The 15549-nt window shown below is 66.1% G+C and carries 17 protein-coding genes and 1 pseudogene; 8 read left to right on the top strand and 10 right to left on the bottom strand.

From position 1 onward, the window contains the following. On the top strand, nt 1-299 hold a 299-nt coding region (dcd, locus tag ACQKJZ_RS13215; RefSeq protein ID WP_427731480.1), incomplete at its 5' end, for a dCTP deaminase. 363 nt (nt 300-662) lie between these two features. Continuing rightward, nucleotides 663-1414: pseudogene (locus ACQKJZ_RS13210) on the top strand (IS5 family transposase). 384 nt (nt 1415-1798) lie between these two features. Here the strand turns inward: ACQKJZ_RS13210 and ACQKJZ_RS13205 are convergent. From ACQKJZ_RS13205 to ACQKJZ_RS13185, 5 genes are all read right to left on the bottom strand, one after another. Continuing rightward, nucleotides 1799-2158, bottom strand: coding sequence for a tetratricopeptide repeat protein (locus ACQKJZ_RS13205; RefSeq protein WP_427731479.1), 360 nt, complete (start codon nt 2156-2158; stop codon nt 1799-1801). A gap of 708 nt (nt 2159-2866) precedes the next feature. Continuing rightward, on the bottom strand, nt 2867-3292 hold the full coding sequence (locus tag ACQKJZ_RS13200; RefSeq protein ID WP_312488767.1) for an ExbD/TolR family protein: 426 nt from the start codon (nt 3290-3292) through the stop codon (nt 2867-2869). A gap of 34 nt (nt 3293-3326) precedes the next feature. Beyond that, nucleotides 3327-3800, bottom strand: a complete 474-nt coding sequence (locus ACQKJZ_RS13195; RefSeq protein WP_007405175.1) for an ExbD/TolR family protein — start codon at nt 3798-3800, stop codon at nt 3327-3329. Between the two features lie 102 nt (nt 3801-3902). Then, nucleotides 3903-4703, bottom strand: a complete 801-nt coding sequence (locus tag ACQKJZ_RS13190; protein WP_312488764.1) for a MotA/TolQ/ExbB proton channel family protein — start codon at nt 4701-4703, stop codon at nt 3903-3905. Between the two features lie 54 nt (nt 4704-4757). Then, complete coding sequence (locus ACQKJZ_RS13185; RefSeq protein ID WP_427731478.1) at nt 4758-5438, bottom strand: energy transducer TonB; 681 nt, start codon at nt 5436-5438, stop codon at nt 4758-4760. Between the two features lie 215 nt (nt 5439-5653). Between ACQKJZ_RS13185 and ACQKJZ_RS13180 the strand changes: the two genes are divergently transcribed. Continuing rightward, a complete protein-coding gene (locus ACQKJZ_RS13180) occupies nt 5654-6574 on the top strand; it encodes a hypothetical protein (protein ID WP_427731477.1) in 921 nt (306 codons plus the stop codon). Here ACQKJZ_RS13180 and ACQKJZ_RS13175 read toward each other — a convergent pair. Both ACQKJZ_RS13175 and ACQKJZ_RS13170 read right to left on the bottom strand, forming a co-directional pair. Continuing rightward, on the bottom strand, nt 6550-6837 hold the full coding sequence (locus tag ACQKJZ_RS13175; RefSeq protein WP_427731476.1) for a Rossmann fold domain-containing protein: 288 nt from the start codon (nt 6835-6837) through the stop codon (nt 6550-6552). The two genes, ACQKJZ_RS13180 and ACQKJZ_RS13175, sit on opposite strands and share 25 nt — an antisense overlap. Nucleotides 6838-6842: 5 nt before the next feature. Beyond that, on the bottom strand, nt 6843-7211 hold the full coding sequence (locus tag ACQKJZ_RS13170; RefSeq protein WP_427731475.1) for a dihydroneopterin aldolase: 369 nt from the start codon (nt 7209-7211) through the stop codon (nt 6843-6845). Between the two features lie 106 nt (nt 7212-7317). Between ACQKJZ_RS13170 and ACQKJZ_RS13165 the strand changes: the two genes are divergently transcribed. The 4 genes from ACQKJZ_RS13165 to ACQKJZ_RS13150 are packed head-to-tail and all read left to right on the top strand — an operon-like array spanning nt 7318 to nt 10179. Then, a complete protein-coding gene (locus tag ACQKJZ_RS13165; RefSeq protein ID WP_427731474.1) occupies nt 7318-7869 on the top strand; it encodes a GNAT family N-acetyltransferase in 552 nt (183 codons plus the stop codon). 2 nt (nt 7870-7871) lie between these two features. Then, complete coding sequence (locus ACQKJZ_RS13160) at nt 7872-8444, top strand: DUF1285 domain-containing protein (protein WP_427731473.1); 573 nt, start codon at nt 7872-7874, stop codon at nt 8442-8444. Further along, nucleotides 8441-9031 (top strand): CoA pyrophosphatase, encoded by a 591-nt coding sequence (locus ACQKJZ_RS13155; protein WP_427731472.1) that lies wholly within the window; start codon nt 8441-8443, stop codon nt 9029-9031. The genes ACQKJZ_RS13160 and ACQKJZ_RS13155 overlap by 4 nt, the downstream gene beginning before the upstream one ends. Further along, on the top strand, nt 9028-10179 hold the full coding sequence (locus tag ACQKJZ_RS13150; protein ID WP_427731471.1) for a CCA tRNA nucleotidyltransferase: 1152 nt from the start codon (nt 9028-9030) through the stop codon (nt 10177-10179). Before ACQKJZ_RS13155 ends, ACQKJZ_RS13150 begins: the two co-directional genes overlap by 4 nt. On the opposite strand, the gene ACQKJZ_RS13145 is transcribed toward ACQKJZ_RS13150, so the two are convergent. The 3 genes from ACQKJZ_RS13145 to ACQKJZ_RS13135 form a co-directional block, all read right to left on the bottom strand. Next, entirely contained in the window at nt 10170-11762 is a 1593-nt protein-coding gene (locus tag ACQKJZ_RS13145) for a putative bifunctional diguanylate cyclase/phosphodiesterase (protein WP_427731470.1), read from the bottom strand. The two genes, ACQKJZ_RS13150 and ACQKJZ_RS13145, sit on opposite strands and share 10 nt — an antisense overlap. A gap of 198 nt (nt 11763-11960) precedes the next feature. Continuing rightward, nucleotides 11961-14213 carry a DNA topoisomerase IV subunit A gene (gene parC, locus ACQKJZ_RS13140; protein WP_427731469.1) on the bottom strand — a complete coding sequence of 751 codons (2253 nt, stop codon included), beginning with the start codon at nt 14211-14213 and terminating at the stop codon, nt 11961-11963. A 133-nt stretch (nt 14214-14346) separates the two neighbouring features. Continuing rightward, nucleotides 14347-14736, bottom strand: a complete 390-nt coding sequence (locus ACQKJZ_RS13135) for a hypothetical protein (protein ID WP_427731468.1) — start codon at nt 14734-14736, stop codon at nt 14347-14349. Between the two features lie 277 nt (nt 14737-15013). On the opposite strand from ACQKJZ_RS13135, the gene ACQKJZ_RS13130 reads away from it, so the two are divergent. Beyond that, nucleotides 15014-15549 (top strand): phosphoribosylaminoimidazolesuccinocarboxamide synthase (locus ACQKJZ_RS13130; RefSeq protein WP_427731467.1); only part of this gene is annotated, 536 nt, incomplete at its 3' end.

The raw sequence follows: 15549 nt of genomic DNA, 5'->3' as shown, positions 1-15549 counted from the left end.
CGCTGGCCCGCACGGTCGAATATTTTCGGGTGCCGCGCGACGTGCTGGTCATCTGCTTGGGCAAATCCACCTATGCCCGCTGCGGTATCATCGTGAACGTCACGCCGCTGGAGCCAGGTTGGGAAGGGCATGTGACGCTGGAATTCTCCAACACCACGCCGCTGCCCGCTAAGATCTACGCCAATGAAGGCGCATGCCAGTTCCTGTTCCTGAAGGGCAACGAGCCCTGCGAGACCAGCTATGCCGACCGTGCAGGCAAATATATGGGGCAGCGCGGAGTGACGCTCCCGCGCTTGTAAGCTTTGGCAGGGTGGCCGGCGGCGGAGGTCCGGTGGTGTTGTGCTGGCAATGCAGACCATGGGCTTGAACCGCTGGCGCTTCAGGCGGCGGGATACGCCCTAGCTGCCACGATCGGGCAGCATTGCGGGGCTAGCCGATAGCGGGATCGCGAATTGGTGATTCCGCAAGCGCGGTCGCCGATGGCCTACGGCTCCCTTGAGGCGCACGACAAAAACTCAAATGCAGCCCTAGGCTTAGGTCGCGAGCCATTTGCCGTAAGCGAGCAGCCGTGGCGTCGAGGAACGCCGCGGTCCCGGGTTCTAGGGTCAGGACCCATTGATGTGAGCGTCGCGATCTGATTCAGGCTCCGCGAGGAGACCGGAATGAGTGACTTGTTTTGGCTGACGGATGAGCAGATTGAGCGGCTGCGGCCGTTCTTTCCCAAGAGCCACGGCCGGCCGCGGGTGGACGACCGACGGGTTCTGAGCGGCATCGTCTTCGTCAACCGCAATGGGCTGCGCTGACGAGATGCGCCCAGCGCCTATGGGCCACAAAAGACGCTCTACAACCGGTGGAAGCGCTGGGGTGAGGCAGGCGCGTTCACGCGGATGATGGAAGGGCTGGCGGCGGCAGGCGCCGAGCCGAAGACGGTTATGATCGAAGCCACCTATTTGAAGGCGCACCGCACGGCATCGAGCCTGCGGGTAAAAAGGGGGGGCTTGGCCGCCTGATAGGCCGCACCAAGGGCGGCATGAACACCAAGCTCCATGCCGTAGCCGATGCGAACGGACGCCCCTTGAGCTTCTTTATGACCGCCGGGCAGGTCAGCGATTACACCGGTGCGGCCGCGTTGCTGGACGACCTGCCGAAGGCTCAGTGGCTTCTAGGTGACCGCGGCTACGACGCCGACTGGTTCAGGGATGCGCTCCAGGCCAAGGGCATCCAACCCTGCATCCCAGGGCGGCGGTCCCGCAACGAACCGGTCAGGTACGACAAGCGCCGCTACCGGCGACGTAGCCGCATCGAGATCATGTTCGGCCGCCTCAAGGACTGGCGCCGCGTCGCAACCCGCTACGACCGCTGCCCGACCGCCTTCTTCTCCGCCATCGCCCTCGCTGCCACCGTCATCTTCTGACTGTAGTCAACGAGTCCTGACCCTAGGAGCACAGACCTTGGTGTGGACTATTCGACGCGAGCACCTCGGCGGCGGGATGCTGGTCGGTCTCACCGCCCACGTTTAACGGATCGCGGCGCATTGCGCTCGCTTGTTCCAAAACGGCTGAGGGTCGTCCCTGACATCGATGGGCGGGGAAACCTTGGCGTTACCGAATTCCGTTTTCGGTTCGGCGCCTGAAGCCGTCGGCCAGGTGACTTTCAAACCTCGACACGTTCGAGCGCCGTATAATCACACTACAGCCATCGACCAATCTTCGGGCTTCCGATGAACACGACGCCTTCTGAAAGCCCGACCTTCGGACAAGTCCGAACCGCGACTCGGCCCGGACCTGTCCCAAACTGGTCAGCGCGAAGCCATGACCTGCGTCAGCTGACGGAGGCCCGTCTGCGCCACGGTGTGCGATGACAGGATCGCACCGGACGGCATGTCCATGGCGATCGCCTTTTCGTTCAGGACCGCGCCGTACAGCGCACGGGCTTCGCTCGCGCGGCCGGTCTGGGCATAGACGGCGGCGAGGTTAAGCATCAGTTCCGGGCTCTCGGGATTGGTGCGACGCTCGGCCAGCAAGGTCCGCTCGGCAGCCGCCAGATTACCCGACGCAATCTCCTGATACCCCGTGCGCTGCGGCCAACCGTCCTGGGCCATGGCCGGGGCCGCCATGCCCGCCGCCGCCACAAGCAACATCGAAACGACTCCACGCATCTCTTCTCTCCTATGTTTCACTTTTATGACGTTACGTTGTCATTTTTGTGAAACACGCGCAAGAGGCGAAAGATGCATAGTGGCATGCCATTATCGTACGCCCCCATGGCCGGACCGGGTGGGGGGAATGGACGGTTGTTTCACGGCCGCGAGGCGGACACGGGAGCGCTTTCCCGTGACGATAGAGACAGCCATGCCTGCCGCTGGGGGCGTCTCTCAACATCGCCTATCGGACACGCGAATGTGCGTCGGGAAGTCAGCCTGTCGCCTTCCAAGTGGAGTCTTCAGGCGCGGTGCGAACATTGCTGACCTCGGGGAGATGTCTGAATTCGTGTCGGGCCAAGGACGATAAGCGACGACGATTTGGAGGCACAGGCGGGTCTGTATTCCCCCCCGCCCGACATGCTTGGCGGGAAGGCCGTTACGTTCGAGGGAATCGCACGTCAGGGCCAAGTATGAGGTGATGACGCGGACCGCCGCCTCGATGCCTCGATTGCTACCGGACCGTAAAGTCTTGAGCGGCCGGGAGCCGGGACAACCCGCATGCGGGAGGCATCGCATAGTGAGGGCGTGTGCCGCGCCGTACGCGGCATAGCGCCACATAACGGATGGCGGCCCGGATCGCATCGGCTTCCACTCAGTTCCGCCCCACGCAAAAAGGGCGGCCCCGTGGGACCGCCCTTTTCCATCAACGCTTCGATCGCGAGATCAGAAGTCATTGCGATACTGCTCGTTGCCGATGAAGCCGAGCTTGCTGACCGCCGAGCGCTTGATGACCGCCAGGGTCTCGTCGACCTTGGCGTATTTGGCGTCGGGGGCCGGCTGGAAGTGCAGTTCCGGCTCGGGGTTCATGGCAGCGGTCTGATCCAGATACTGACGCAGCGTCACCTCGTCGACCGGCGACCCGTTCCAGGTCACCGTGCCGGCGGCGTCGATACCGACCTTGTTCTTGTCGGTGTTCACGACCGGCTGGTTGTTCTTCGAGTTGACCGGCAGGTCGACCTTCACCGCGTGAGTCTGGATCGGGATGGTGATGATGAACATGATGAGGAGCACGAGCATGACGTCGATCAACGGCGTCGTGTTCATGTCCATCATCGGCTCGCCATCATCGGATCCGGCGCTCATTGCCATGGCGTGCTAACTCCTATTGTGTCCGCCCGGCCGATCAGGCGCGGGGGTTGCCGCCGGGGGGCGGTTCGGAGATGAAGCCGACACGGGCGAAACCGGCCTGCTGCATCGTGTAGATGGTGCCACCGATGCACCGATACGGCGTATTCACGTCACCGCGAATATGCGCCTCGGGCAGCGATTCGGGGGTGATGTTGGCACCCAGCCGCTCGACCTCGGCCTTCAGCTTGTCGACCGCGCGGGTGCGCAGCTCGTCCGAGGTGACCGGGGTCAGACCCCAATATACCTTGCACTGTCCGTTTTCGCTGGTGACCGAGAGCGATACGTTTTCCGGCTTCGTCGTGGTCGGATCGAAGCGGACGCTCGGCAGCTTCAGCGGAACGGTCTGAATCACGACCGGAACCGCGATCAGGAAGATGATGAGGAGCACCAGCATGACGTCCACGAGGGGCGTCGTGTTGATCTCCGACATCGGTTTCTCGGCGGAGTCACCGCCAACGCTCATCGCCATGAGAGAGCTATCCTATCCATGCATTCTATCACCGTCCCCGACAGGGCACGGCGGGGGGTGGCGGGGCCGTGTCCCGAAGGACCGGTCCCCGCCCCCTTAGGCTCAGGCGCGGGTCTGAACGCCACCAGCCTGACCGGCGGTGGTCGTCGCCGGGGCCGCCTTGACGGTGGCCGGCTTGGCAGCGGCGCCCGACGCGATGGCGGGACGAACCGCACCGTTCGAGGCCAGGAAGCCCAGAACGTCGTTCGAGAACGACGACAGGTCTTCGGCGATGCTCTTGTTACGACGCTGCAGCCAGTTGAAGGCGAGCACGGCCGGAACCGCGACGACCAGACCCAGCGCGGTCATGATGAGCGCTTCACCGACCGGACCGGCGACCGCGTCGATCGACGCCTGGCCCGACGAGCCGATCTTGATGAGCGCGCGGTAGATGCCGATAACCGTACCGAACAGACCGATGAACGGCGCGGTCGCACCGACGGTCGCCAGGAAAGCGAGACCGCCGCCCAGCTTCGAGTTGATCGCGGCTTCCGAACGCGCCAGCGAACCGTGCAGCCAGTCATGCGCCTCGACCGGATCGGTCAGCTTCGAATGCTGGTCCTGCGCGGCCAGACCGTCGTCGACGATCTGCTTGTAGGCCGAGTTCTTCTCGAGCTTGGCCGAACCCTCGCGCAGCGAGTTCGACGACCAGAAGCTCTGACGCACGCGCTTGGCCTGGTTGATGATCTTCTGCTGCTCGAACAGCTTCGAGAACAGGATGTAGAACGACACGATCGACATCAAGCAGAGGATGGTGAACACCGACTGCGAGATGAGGCCGCCTTCCTTCAGGGCCTGGCCGAGACCGTAGGGGTTTTCGGCACCGGCCGCGGCGCCGCCCGCGGCGAGGATGGTGGTGAGCATGGTTGGTTAGGTCCTCTGACTAAAGCGTTTAAGTTTTGAACCGGCTTTTCGCCGTTATTCCTGTGGCAGCTGCCAACGGATGTTAAGCGTGTACGACGACGCAATCGGATTGCCCGCGGCATCCTGCGCCGGGGTGAACCGGACACGCGCCTTCGAAATGCGGCACGTGGCATCGTCCAGCGCCCGGTTGCCGCTGCTCGACAGGATCGAGCAATCGGTCACGCGGCCATCGGTACCGATCGACAGCTTGGCCGACACGCGGCCTTCCGCGCCTTCGCGCTGGGCCGAGGGCGGATAAGCGTCGGGACCGAAATACTGGCCCGGGTTACCGCGCAGACCAGCGGCCTTCGAAACCGTCGGCGGTGCCGGCGGCGCAGGCGGAGCCGGCGGCGCAGGCGGGGCCGGCGGCGCGGTCGGCTGGCTCAGCGGGATGATGCTCGTCGTCGTGACCGCGGGCGCCGGAACAGGCAGCGTCACGATCGGCGGCGGCGTGACCACCGTGGTCGGCGGCGGAGGCAGGTTGGGCTGCTCCGGCGGCGGGGGCGGTGGTTCGTCCGGCGGGGGTGGGGGCGGCGGCTCTTCCACGTTGAACGTGTCAAGCTTTTCGGTCGCCTTCTTCACGTACTGGTATGCCAGTCCCGTGACGAAGGCGTAGCCCAGGGCTGCGTGGATGAGCACGACGATAACGATCGCGACCACCTTGCCCCCGGACATCTTCTGGTCAGTATAGGCCATTCAGCAACGAAACTCCTCAGTCTGCCAGTTTCGCCTCGCCGTAGCGTGGGGACGTGGGAAACTCCTGCCATGCTCTTACGGCATGCGGCAGAGCCTTGGACCCTATCGTCACGGGTGGCGCGGTGCAATCGGTTTGTCGGACGTAATAAACGTACAATAGCACGATGACGGAATTATTTCTGTACCGTTAACATAGGAAGGAGTAGCGCGGAGTGATGAATCCGTTGTCCCATGCCGTTTCCCGGGCCGTCCGCATCGGTGCCATGACGCTGATGATTCCCGCCCCGATGATGCTTTCGTCCGCGAATCCCGCGACCGCCCAGGTGATGACGATGCCCTCCCGCCAGCCGATGGTGGGAATCGCCGCGCCGTCTGGCCCGGGCTATGCCGATCTGGCCGATCTCGTGTTGTCGGCACCGGTCATCGCGGACGTCACCATCCGCTCGACGACCGCGATCAAGGGGGCCGAGGCGGCGGGCGTCGCACCGGGGCATCAGCGACTCTATATCGAGGCCGATGTCGGCACGCTGCTGCGCGGTGCGGGTGGGCTGCCGGCGCGGATCGGCTATCTGTTCGACGCGGCGACCGATGCACGGGGACGTGCCCCCAAGCTGCGCAAGACGCGGGTGCTGATCTATGCCCGCCGCGTCCCGAACGCCCCGGATCAGGTGCAGCTTGTCGCGCCCGACGCGCAGCTGCCCTGGGCCCCCGACACCGAACAGCGCAGCCGCGCGATCGCGCGCGATGCGCTGTCCCCCGATGCGCCGCCGGTCATCACCGGCGTCGGCAATGCCTTTTACGTGCCCGGCGTCCTTCCCGGCGAGGGCGAGACGCAGATCTTCCTGACGACATCCAACAACCGCCCGGTCTCGCTATCCGTGCTGCGCCGTCCAGGCGAAGAGCGCCGCTGGGCCGTCGCATTGAGCGAGATCGTCGACGAGGCGGCCGCCCCGCCGGCGCGCGACACGCTGCTCTGGTATCGCCTGGCCTGCGCTCTGCCGGAAGCGCTGCCCGAGCACAGCACCGCGTCGCTGTCGCCCGACAATGCGCAAGCGGCGCGCGAGGATTATCGATATGTGATCCAGAAGCTCGGTCCGTGCGGGCGGACGCGTCAGGTACCGACCGAGAGCAACTGACCGGTGACGGCATGGGCGGCGGCGAGATAGGCGACCGCCGCCGCGACCGTGTCCGGCCCGGCATCCGGGGTCGGCACCACGGCATTGATGCGGGCACCGGGTGCCGCCATGACCGCGAGCGGGGCTATCGCCGCCTCCACCATCGCCTGGTCGAGCGAATCGCGGCCCGGCAGGATGACGATCACCAGATCGCCACCGGGATGGGCCGCCACCGTGCGGCGGATATCGGCGTCCGGGGCCAGATCGATACGCCGCGCGGTCATCGCGGTCAGCGGCGGTGGCGGACCAGCGTGATACCGATCGCCTCGCCATCCTCGGCGATGGCCAGCTTCACGATCTTCACCTTCACCCGGCGCACCCGCTGATCCTGAAGGAACAGCGTGTCGCAGATATGGTCCGCAACCCCTTCGATCAGCGTGAAATGCACGCCTTCCGGCAGGACGGTGGCCGCATGCTTCAGATCGAGATAATTCTTCGACTCGGATAGCGGCGTATCGGGCGTGTAATGCTCGGGACAGTCGAGATCGACGGTCAACGAGATCCGCAGCGGCTGCGGCAGGTGCGTTTCCTCGGAGTAAATGCCGGTCAGCACCTGGACTTCGAGGTCATGGACTTCAAGCTGGAGACGGTCTTCCATGACAGCGCCTCTAGCAGAGCATGCGGCCAAGGGAAGCATGGGCTTGCATCGCGCCCGCCACGGGTTAAGGGCGCGCGTCCCCTCCCGGCGATCGGACCCTGCCCTTTTGTCCCAGACGATCGATCTCATCCCGCTCGACGCGGTCGACCCGGCTTTGGTCGAGGCGTTGCTCGACCGCGCCTTTCCGCCGGGACGCCAGTCGCGTACCGCCTACCGCGTGCGGGGATCGGTGGCACCGGTGGCTTCGCTCTGCTTCGCGGCGCTGGCGGGCGACGGTACGCTGATCGGGTCGATCCAGTGCTGGCCGATCGCGCTGACCGATGAGGCGGCAACGCGCTGGCCGCTGATCATGATCGGGCCGGTCGCGGTCGCGCCCGACCGTCAGCGCGACGGGATCGGCCGGCGGCTGTTCCTGCACATGCTGGCCACCGCCGAGCGAGAGGGGCTGAACCGCGCGATGATGCTGATCGGCGATCCCGAATATTATGGCCGCTTCTTCGGCTTCTCGGCGGAGCGGACCGCGCGGTGGGCGCTGCCCGGCCCGGTCGAGCGGCACCGCCTGCTGGCGCGCGGGCCGGACGTGCCCGACCGGGCGGGGATGCTGGGGCCGGGCGACGCGGGCTTTACGGCGCAGGCTTCGATCCCTACCTCGAACTGATCATGCCCATGGCGCCGCCCCCCGACCTGTCCTCCCTGAGCCTCGCCGAGATCGTGCGTGCGATGGAGGAGCAGAAGCTGCCGCCCGTATCGCACTGGAATCCCACCCATTGCGGCGACAGCGAGATGCGGATCGCGCGCGACGGCACCTGGTATCATCAGGGCAGCCCGATCGGCCGCCCCGCCATGGTGCGCCTGTTCTCGACGATCCTGCGCCGCGAGTCGGATGGCCGCCATGTGCTGGTCACCCCGGTCGAAAAGCTCGACATCGCGGTCGAGGATGCGCCCTTCGTCGCCACCGTGCTGAAGGCCGAGGGCGAAGGGCGCGACGGCCGCCTGGTGTTCCAGCTCAACACCGGCGATCTGGTCGCGGCCGGCCCCGACCATGGCCTGCACTTCGAAGAGGGTGAGGACGGCCCCCGCCCCTATCTGCATGTCCGCGACGGGCTGGAGGCGCTGATTGCGCGGCCGGTCTATTACGAACTGGCCGAACGTGCGCTGGCGAGTGGCGATTCGACACCGGGCGTCTGGAGCAACGGCGCGTTCTTTCCACTGACCGCTGCGGAGCCGGCATGACGCTGGCCGAAAGGCTGGCGGAGGCGATGACACGTATCCCGATCGGCGAATTGCTGACCGGTGACGGCGTCGAAAGCCACGAGATGGCAGCCGTGCCGACGGCGGCGGCCGTACTGGTGCCGGTCACGGACCGTGCCGAGCCGGGCGTCGTGCTGACTCAGCGCACCGAGACGCTGCGCAACCATGCCGGGCAGATCGCCTTTCCCGGTGGGCGCGCCGATCCGGGCGACAGCGATCTGGTCGCGACCGCGCTGCGCGAGGCGGAGGAGGAGATCGGCCTGCCCCCGCGTGCGGTCACCATCGTCGGCCTCGCCGACCGCTATCGCACCGTCACCGGGTTCGAGGTGACGCCGGTGCTGGGCGTGATCCCGCCCGACTTGGCCCTCATCCCGTCCGAGGCGGAGGTCGCGAGCCTGTTCGAGGTGCCGCTGGCCTATCTCCTCGATCCCGCCCATCACCACCGGGTCAGCGCGCCGTGGCGCGGACGGACCCGCCATTTCTACGAGATATTATGGAACGACCGGCGCATCTGGGGCGCGACCGCGGCGATGATCGTCAACCTGTCGCGGCGGCTGCAATGGGCATGAATCCCGCCACCATGCCCTGGGCCGATCGCGACGACCTGATCGCGCTGGCCGCCACATTGGAGGCGCGTTTCGTCGGCGGCGCGGTGCGCGATTCGCTGCTGGGTCACGCCGTCGCCGACATCGATCTGGCCACGCCGCGGTCGCCCGAGACCGTCATCGCGAGGGTGCGCGACAGCGGGTTCAAAGCGGTGCCGACGGGCATCGCGCATGGCACCATCACCGCCGTCCTGCCGGATGGCCCGGTCGAGGTGACGACGCTACGCCGTGACGTGTCGACCGATGGCCGCCATGCCGTGGTCGCCTTCACCGACGACTGGCGTGAGGACGCGGCGCGGCGCGACTTCACGATGAACGCGCTCTATGCCGATCCCCGGACGGGGGCGCTGTTCGACTATTTCGGTGGGCTGGACGACCTGAAGGCCGGTCGCGTCCGCTTCATCGGCGATCCGTTGCAGCGGATCGCTGAGGATCACCTGCGCATCCTGCGCTTCTTCCGCTTCCACGCCCGCTTCGGCGAGACGATCGACGAGGCGGGGCTGGCCGCCTGTACCGCGCGCGCCAACGACCTGATGGCCCTGTCGCGCGAACGAATCGCGGCGGAACTGCTCAAGCTGCTGGTCGCGGCGCGCGCGGTGCCCGTCTTCGCGCTGATGGTCGAACGCGGCATCCTGCGTGCGGTGATCCCGGAAATCGATGCGGAGGGTGCAGAACGGTTCGCGGTGCTGGCGGAGCGCGAGCAGGCGGCGGGTGTTGCCCCCGACGCCATCCGCCGCCTCGCCGCGCTGCTGCCGCCGCAAGCCGCCGAAGCGGTGGGCGCGCGCTTGAAGCTGTCCAACGCCGATCGCAAGCGCCTGATCGCCGCGGGCGCCGGGCCGGGTGAGGAAGGGCCGCGCGCGCTGGCCTATCGCGTCGGGGTCGCGGGCGCGGTCGACCGGCTCCTGCTGGCCGGCGAATCGGTCGAGACGATTCGCGACTGGGCGCCCCCCACCCTGCCGCTGACCGGCGGGGCGCTGGTCGCGCGCGGGATCGGCAAGGGGCCGGAGGTGGCGCGGCTGCTGCGCCAGATCGAGACCCGGTGGATCGCGGAGGGTTTTCCCGATGAATCGCGCGTCGCCGAACTGGCCGACGCGGCGGTGGCTCAGGCCTGAGCCGCGATCATCGCCCAGGCGGCATCGGGATCGAGCGGGCGGGCATAGACATAGCCCTGCCCATAGGTGCAACCGAGCGCGGCCAGCGTCTGGCCCAGCTCGACCGTCTCGATCCCCTCGGCGGTGGTCTTCATGCCCAGCGCCTGGGCGAGGCCGAGCACGGCGCGCACGATCGCGATCTTGTCGCGGTCGGCCAGCATCCCCGACACGAAGCTGCGATCGATCTTCAGCACGTCGATGGGCAGGCGCTGAAGATAGGCCATGCTGGAATAACCGGTGCCGAAATCGTCCATCGCGATCGTGGTGCCCAGCGTCTTGAGCGCCTCCATGATCCCGGTCACCCGGTCCGGGTCGCCGACGATCGCGCTTTCGGTCAGCTCCAGCATCAGGCGGTCCCCGGACAGGCCCGTGCGACTCAGCGTCTGCCCGATCACGTCGGGGATCACGTCGCGCTGCAACTGGATGGCCGAGACGTTGACCGACATGCGGATGCCGCAATGCCCCCCGGTCCTGCGGTCCCATTCGGTCAACTGCGCCAGCGCCTGATCGATGGCCCACCGACCCAGCGGCACGATCAGGCCCGATTCCTCGGCGACGGGGATGAAGTCGGACGGGAAATGCTCGCGCCCTTCGGCATCGCGCCACCGTGCGAGCGCCTCGAACGAGACGACCTGGCCCGTGGTCAGGTCGCAAATGGGTTGATAGGCGAGATGCAGTTCCTCGCGCTCGATGGCGTGGCGAAGCGCGGTTTCCATTGCGAACTGCGCACGCGCCCGCGTGAACGCCTGGGGATGATAGACCTGGGTCCGGCCCGCGCTCTTGGTCTGTTTCACCGCGAATTGCGCGTGGCGGATCAGCTCCTCGGCATCACCGTCCTGGTCGGCCCCGAAGGCGATACCGATCGATCCTTCGACATTGACCTCGAAATCGGTCAGCCGGAACGGCGCGGCCAGCGCCCGTTCGATCCGTTCGGCCAGGACATGCGCCTCGTCCCCGCCACTGTCGATCATCATCAGCACGCCGAACTCGTTACCGCCGATCCGGCCGATCGAGTCGCGCGAACGCAACGCCCCCTTCAACCGCCGCGCGACGGTGATGAGCAATTCGTCGGCGACCAGCGAGCCCATGCACGCGTTCAAGCGGCCGAACCGGTTGAGATCGACCACCAACACCGCATGCGCCTGTCCGGCCGCCATCACCGTTTCGATCAGGTCGCCAAAGCCCTGCCGGTTGGGAAGGCCGGTCAGGCTGTCGGTGGTCATCTCGCGGCGCAGGCTACGCTCGGTATGATGCTGCGCGGTATGATCGACCAGCATCAGCACGAAGTTATGGGGACCGTCCTGCGCTGACCGCGCCAAGGTCGCCTGAAAATAGCGGCGGTCGATCACGTCGCCGAACGCGATCGGAAATTCGATCGACTCGCGCTGCGCCCCGGCGAGTTCCTCGACGCGCAGGCTCAACGCCGCGATCAGCATCGGCAGTACGCTCACCTCGTTCAGGCCGGCGCGGCGAAAGGCGGTATTGCAGGTCACCAGGATCGGGCGTCCCTCGACCAGCGCGATCTCGGCGGCGGGGATGGCCATGATTCCCACCGCGCACGACGTCAGTGTCGCGCGGTGACGCGTCCGGGCACGCGGCGGGGGACAAGCGATCGAAGCCATCGCCGCATGGTGTAAGGGCAAGAAGGTTAAAAGCCCCTAAAATCCGCGCGCCGATCGTATCCAAAAACGGTTTGGATCTCGCGTTTCGCCACAAGACCCCGACAGGCTATTGCCGGGCCGTCAGCCGAACCGGTTGTCGCGCGGGAAACCGGTCGGTGGCATCCGCCCCGCCGCCCCGCGCGCGGTACGCCAGGCGGACAGGTCTGCCTCGGTCCGCACCCGCCCCGTCTCACCGCCCATCGGCCAGCTCAACCCGTCCTTGAAGACGAAGGTCGTCGCATCCGACAGCCCGCCGTCGCGGTAGCGCTGCAACTGGACACCGGTCCCGCGCGACAGCTCGACGAACTCGGTCACTGGGAAGACCAGCAATTTGCGATTGTCGCCGATCGCCGCGACATAATCGTCCTCCGCGCCCACCGGCCGCACCACCTTCAGGCTGGCGCCCGCACGCGGGGTCAGCACCGTCTTGCCCTTGCGGGTCTCGGCGATGGTGTCGGCGGTCGGCACGATGAAGCCGCGCCCGTCCGAGGCGGCGACCAGCAGCTTGGGGCTGCGCGCGGCGGGCAGGAAGCCGACGATGCCGATCGATCCGTCCAGGTCGATCATCGCGCGCACCGGCTCGCCAAAGCCGCGTCCGCCGGGCAGCTTGTCGGCGGCCAGCGTGAAGAACCGTCCGTTCGCCGCCGCCAGCAACAGCTTGTCGGTGGTCTGCGCATGGAAGGCGAAGGCGGGGCCGTCGCCTTCCTTGAACTTGGCGGTGTCGGCCGAGGCGAGGTCGACATGCCCCTTCATCGCGCGGATCCAGCCGCGCTGCGACAGGATGACGGTGATCGGCTCGCGCTCGATCATCGCTTCCAAGGGTATGTCGCGAGTCGGCGCGGCTTCCTCGATCAGCGTGCGGCGTGCGCCCAGCGCGGTTTCGGGACCATAGCGATCACGGATCTTGCCCAGATCCTTCTTCATCCGCGTCCGCTGGCGCGCCTCGGAACCAAGCAGCAGCGTCAGCTGCTCGCGTTCCTTGTCGAGCTTGTCGCGCTCGCCGCGAATCTCGAACTCTTCCAGCCGCCGCAAGCTACGCAGCCGCATGTTGAGGATAGCCTCGGCCTGACGGTCGGTCAGGCGGAACTCCGCGATCATCACCGCCTTGGGCTCATCCTCGGTACGGATGATCTCGATCACCCGATCGAGGTTGAGATAGGCGACCAGATAGCCGTCGAGCAGCTCGATCCGGTCGGCGATCTTGCCCAGGCGATGCTCGGAGCGACGCCGCAGCACCACGAACTGATGCTCGACCCAGGCGGCCAGCGCCTCGCGCAAGGACATGACGCGTGGGGTGCGGTCCTTGTCGAGCACGTTGAGGTTCAGGCTGACCCGCGTCTCCAGGTCGGAGAAGCGGAACAGCCCATCCATCAGCACCTGCGGATCGACGGTGCGCGCGCGCGGTTCGAGGACGATGCGGACCTGCGCATCCGACTCGTCGCGCACATCGGCCAGGATCGGCAGCTTCTTGTCGTTGATGAGCGTGGCGATCTGTTCGATCAGCTTGCCCTTGGCGACACCGTAAGGAATCTCGCTGATGACGATCTGCCAGCCGCCGCCCTTCTCACGCTCGATCTCCCAGCGGGCGCGGACGCGGAAGCCACCCCGGCCGGTCGTATAGCTTTCACGCAATATGGCGGGCGCATCCACGACCAGGCCGCCGGTCGGAAAATCCGGTCCCTTGACCAGCGCCAGGATCGCATCGTCATCGGCGTCGGGCCGATCGACCAGCAGGATCGCGGCCTCCAGCAGTTCGGCGGCGTTGTGCGGCGGGATGCTGGTCGCCATGCCGACCGCGATGCCGCTTGCGCCATTGGCCAGCAGGTTCGGGAACAGGCCGGGGAACAGCTCCGGCTCCTGCTCTTCGCCATTATAGGTCGGGCGATAGGCGACGGCGTCCTCGTCCAGCCCGTCCATCAGATCGATCGCGACCTGGGTCAGCCGTGCCTCGGTGTAACGATAGGCAGCGGCGTTATCGCCGTCGATATTGCCGAAATTGCCCTGCCCGTCGACCAGCGGGTAACGCAGCGCGAAATCCTGAGCGAGGCGGACCATCGCGTCATAGACCGACTGGTCGCCATGCGGATGATATTTACCGATCACGTCGCCGACGACGCGCGCGCACTTTTTATACCCCGCCGCCGGATCGAGCTTCAGCAGCCGCATCGCCCAAAGCAGCCGCCGGTGAACGGGCTTCAGCCCATCGCGCACATCGGGCAGCGAACGCGCGGTGATCGTGGACAGTGCATAGACCAGATACCGTTCCGACAGCGCGCTGTCGAACGGGGCATCCAAGATGCCGACGGGAGGATTGTCGCGGAGATCGATCGCCATGGAGCCAAGGCTTCTAGCAAGCGTTGCGCGCAAGGACAATCGGCGGGATCAAAAAGGGAACACGTCGACGCGATTCGACAAAGCGGGCGCGATGGGGATCGCGCCCGCTTCGTGTTCGACGAAGCCGGCCGGATCAGGCCGGGTTCGCCTGGACCTGGGCCACATCCTGCTGGAAATGATCGCCAGCGGCCACCGTGCAGTTCTGGAAGGCGACGGGGGTGAAGGTCTCGACCCCGGCGACCGTCTCGTCGGTCACTGCCTTGCCCTTGGCATTATGGGCGGGCGCGAAGGCCACGGCTTCGGGACGGAAAGTGGCGAGGACGTCGGCGGTATCGCGGCACGCGACCGTGCGTTCGGCCTTGCCGTTCTTGACCACCGCGATCGCTTCCATGCCGTTGGCGAGCGGTATGCGCGCCTGTTCCCAGACCTGCGCATGATGCGCCACAGGCATCGGCCGCGCGACGGCGACACCCGCCGTCAGCATCAGAGCCCCACCAACAACACCGATCATCAGCTTGTTCATGACTACCTCCTTTGCAAGCACAGACAAAACCCTCTACTTGCACGGACGGTTTCCATAACTTTCGACCTTACCGATTTTTAATCCTTCATCTATACATGTTTCATGATGTACTGATGATGACGGAGCCTTCATCTTTTCCCCTTGGCTACCGCGCGAGCCGATGCCAGGCGCCCAGCTCCATTGCGCCCGCCCCTACCTTCCATTATAGGCCCGCCCATCCCGCCTCGGGCCTCAGCATGGGGGCGCCGGGGCTGTACTCATTTCAGGGGACCGCCGCATGGCTCGCCGCCGCCAAATCTACGAAGGCAAGGCCAAGATCCTGTACGAGGGCCCCGAGCCCGGCACGCTGATCCAGTATTTCAAGGACGACGCCACCGCGTTCAATGCCCAGAAGAAGGGCACGATCAACGGCAAGGGTGTGCTGAACAACCGCATCTCCGAGCATGTCTTCACCATGCTCGACCATATCGGTGTCCCGACCCACTTCATCCGCCGCCTGAACATGCGCGAGCAGCTGATCCGCCAGGTCGAGATCGTGCCGATCGAGGTCGTGGTGCGCAACGTCGCGGCGGGCTCGCTGTCGAAGCGTCTCGGCATCGAAGAGGGCGTGAAGCTGCCCCGCACGATCATCGAATATTATTACAAGGACGATGCGCTGGGCGACCCGATGGTCACCGACGAGCATATCGCCTGTTTCGGCTGGGCCAGCCAGGAAGAGATGCACGACATCGCCGACCTGGCGATCCGCGTGAACGACTTCCTGTCGGGCATGTTCGCCGCGATCGGCATCCGCCTGGTCGACTTCAAGCTGGA

It is taken from the genome of Sphingomonas sp. NPDC019816 (assembly GCF_050274375.1).
GTDB lineage: Bacteria > Pseudomonadota > Alphaproteobacteria > Sphingomonadales > Sphingomonadaceae > Sphingomonas.
This window is presented reverse-complemented; position numbering and strand designations above follow the sequence as displayed.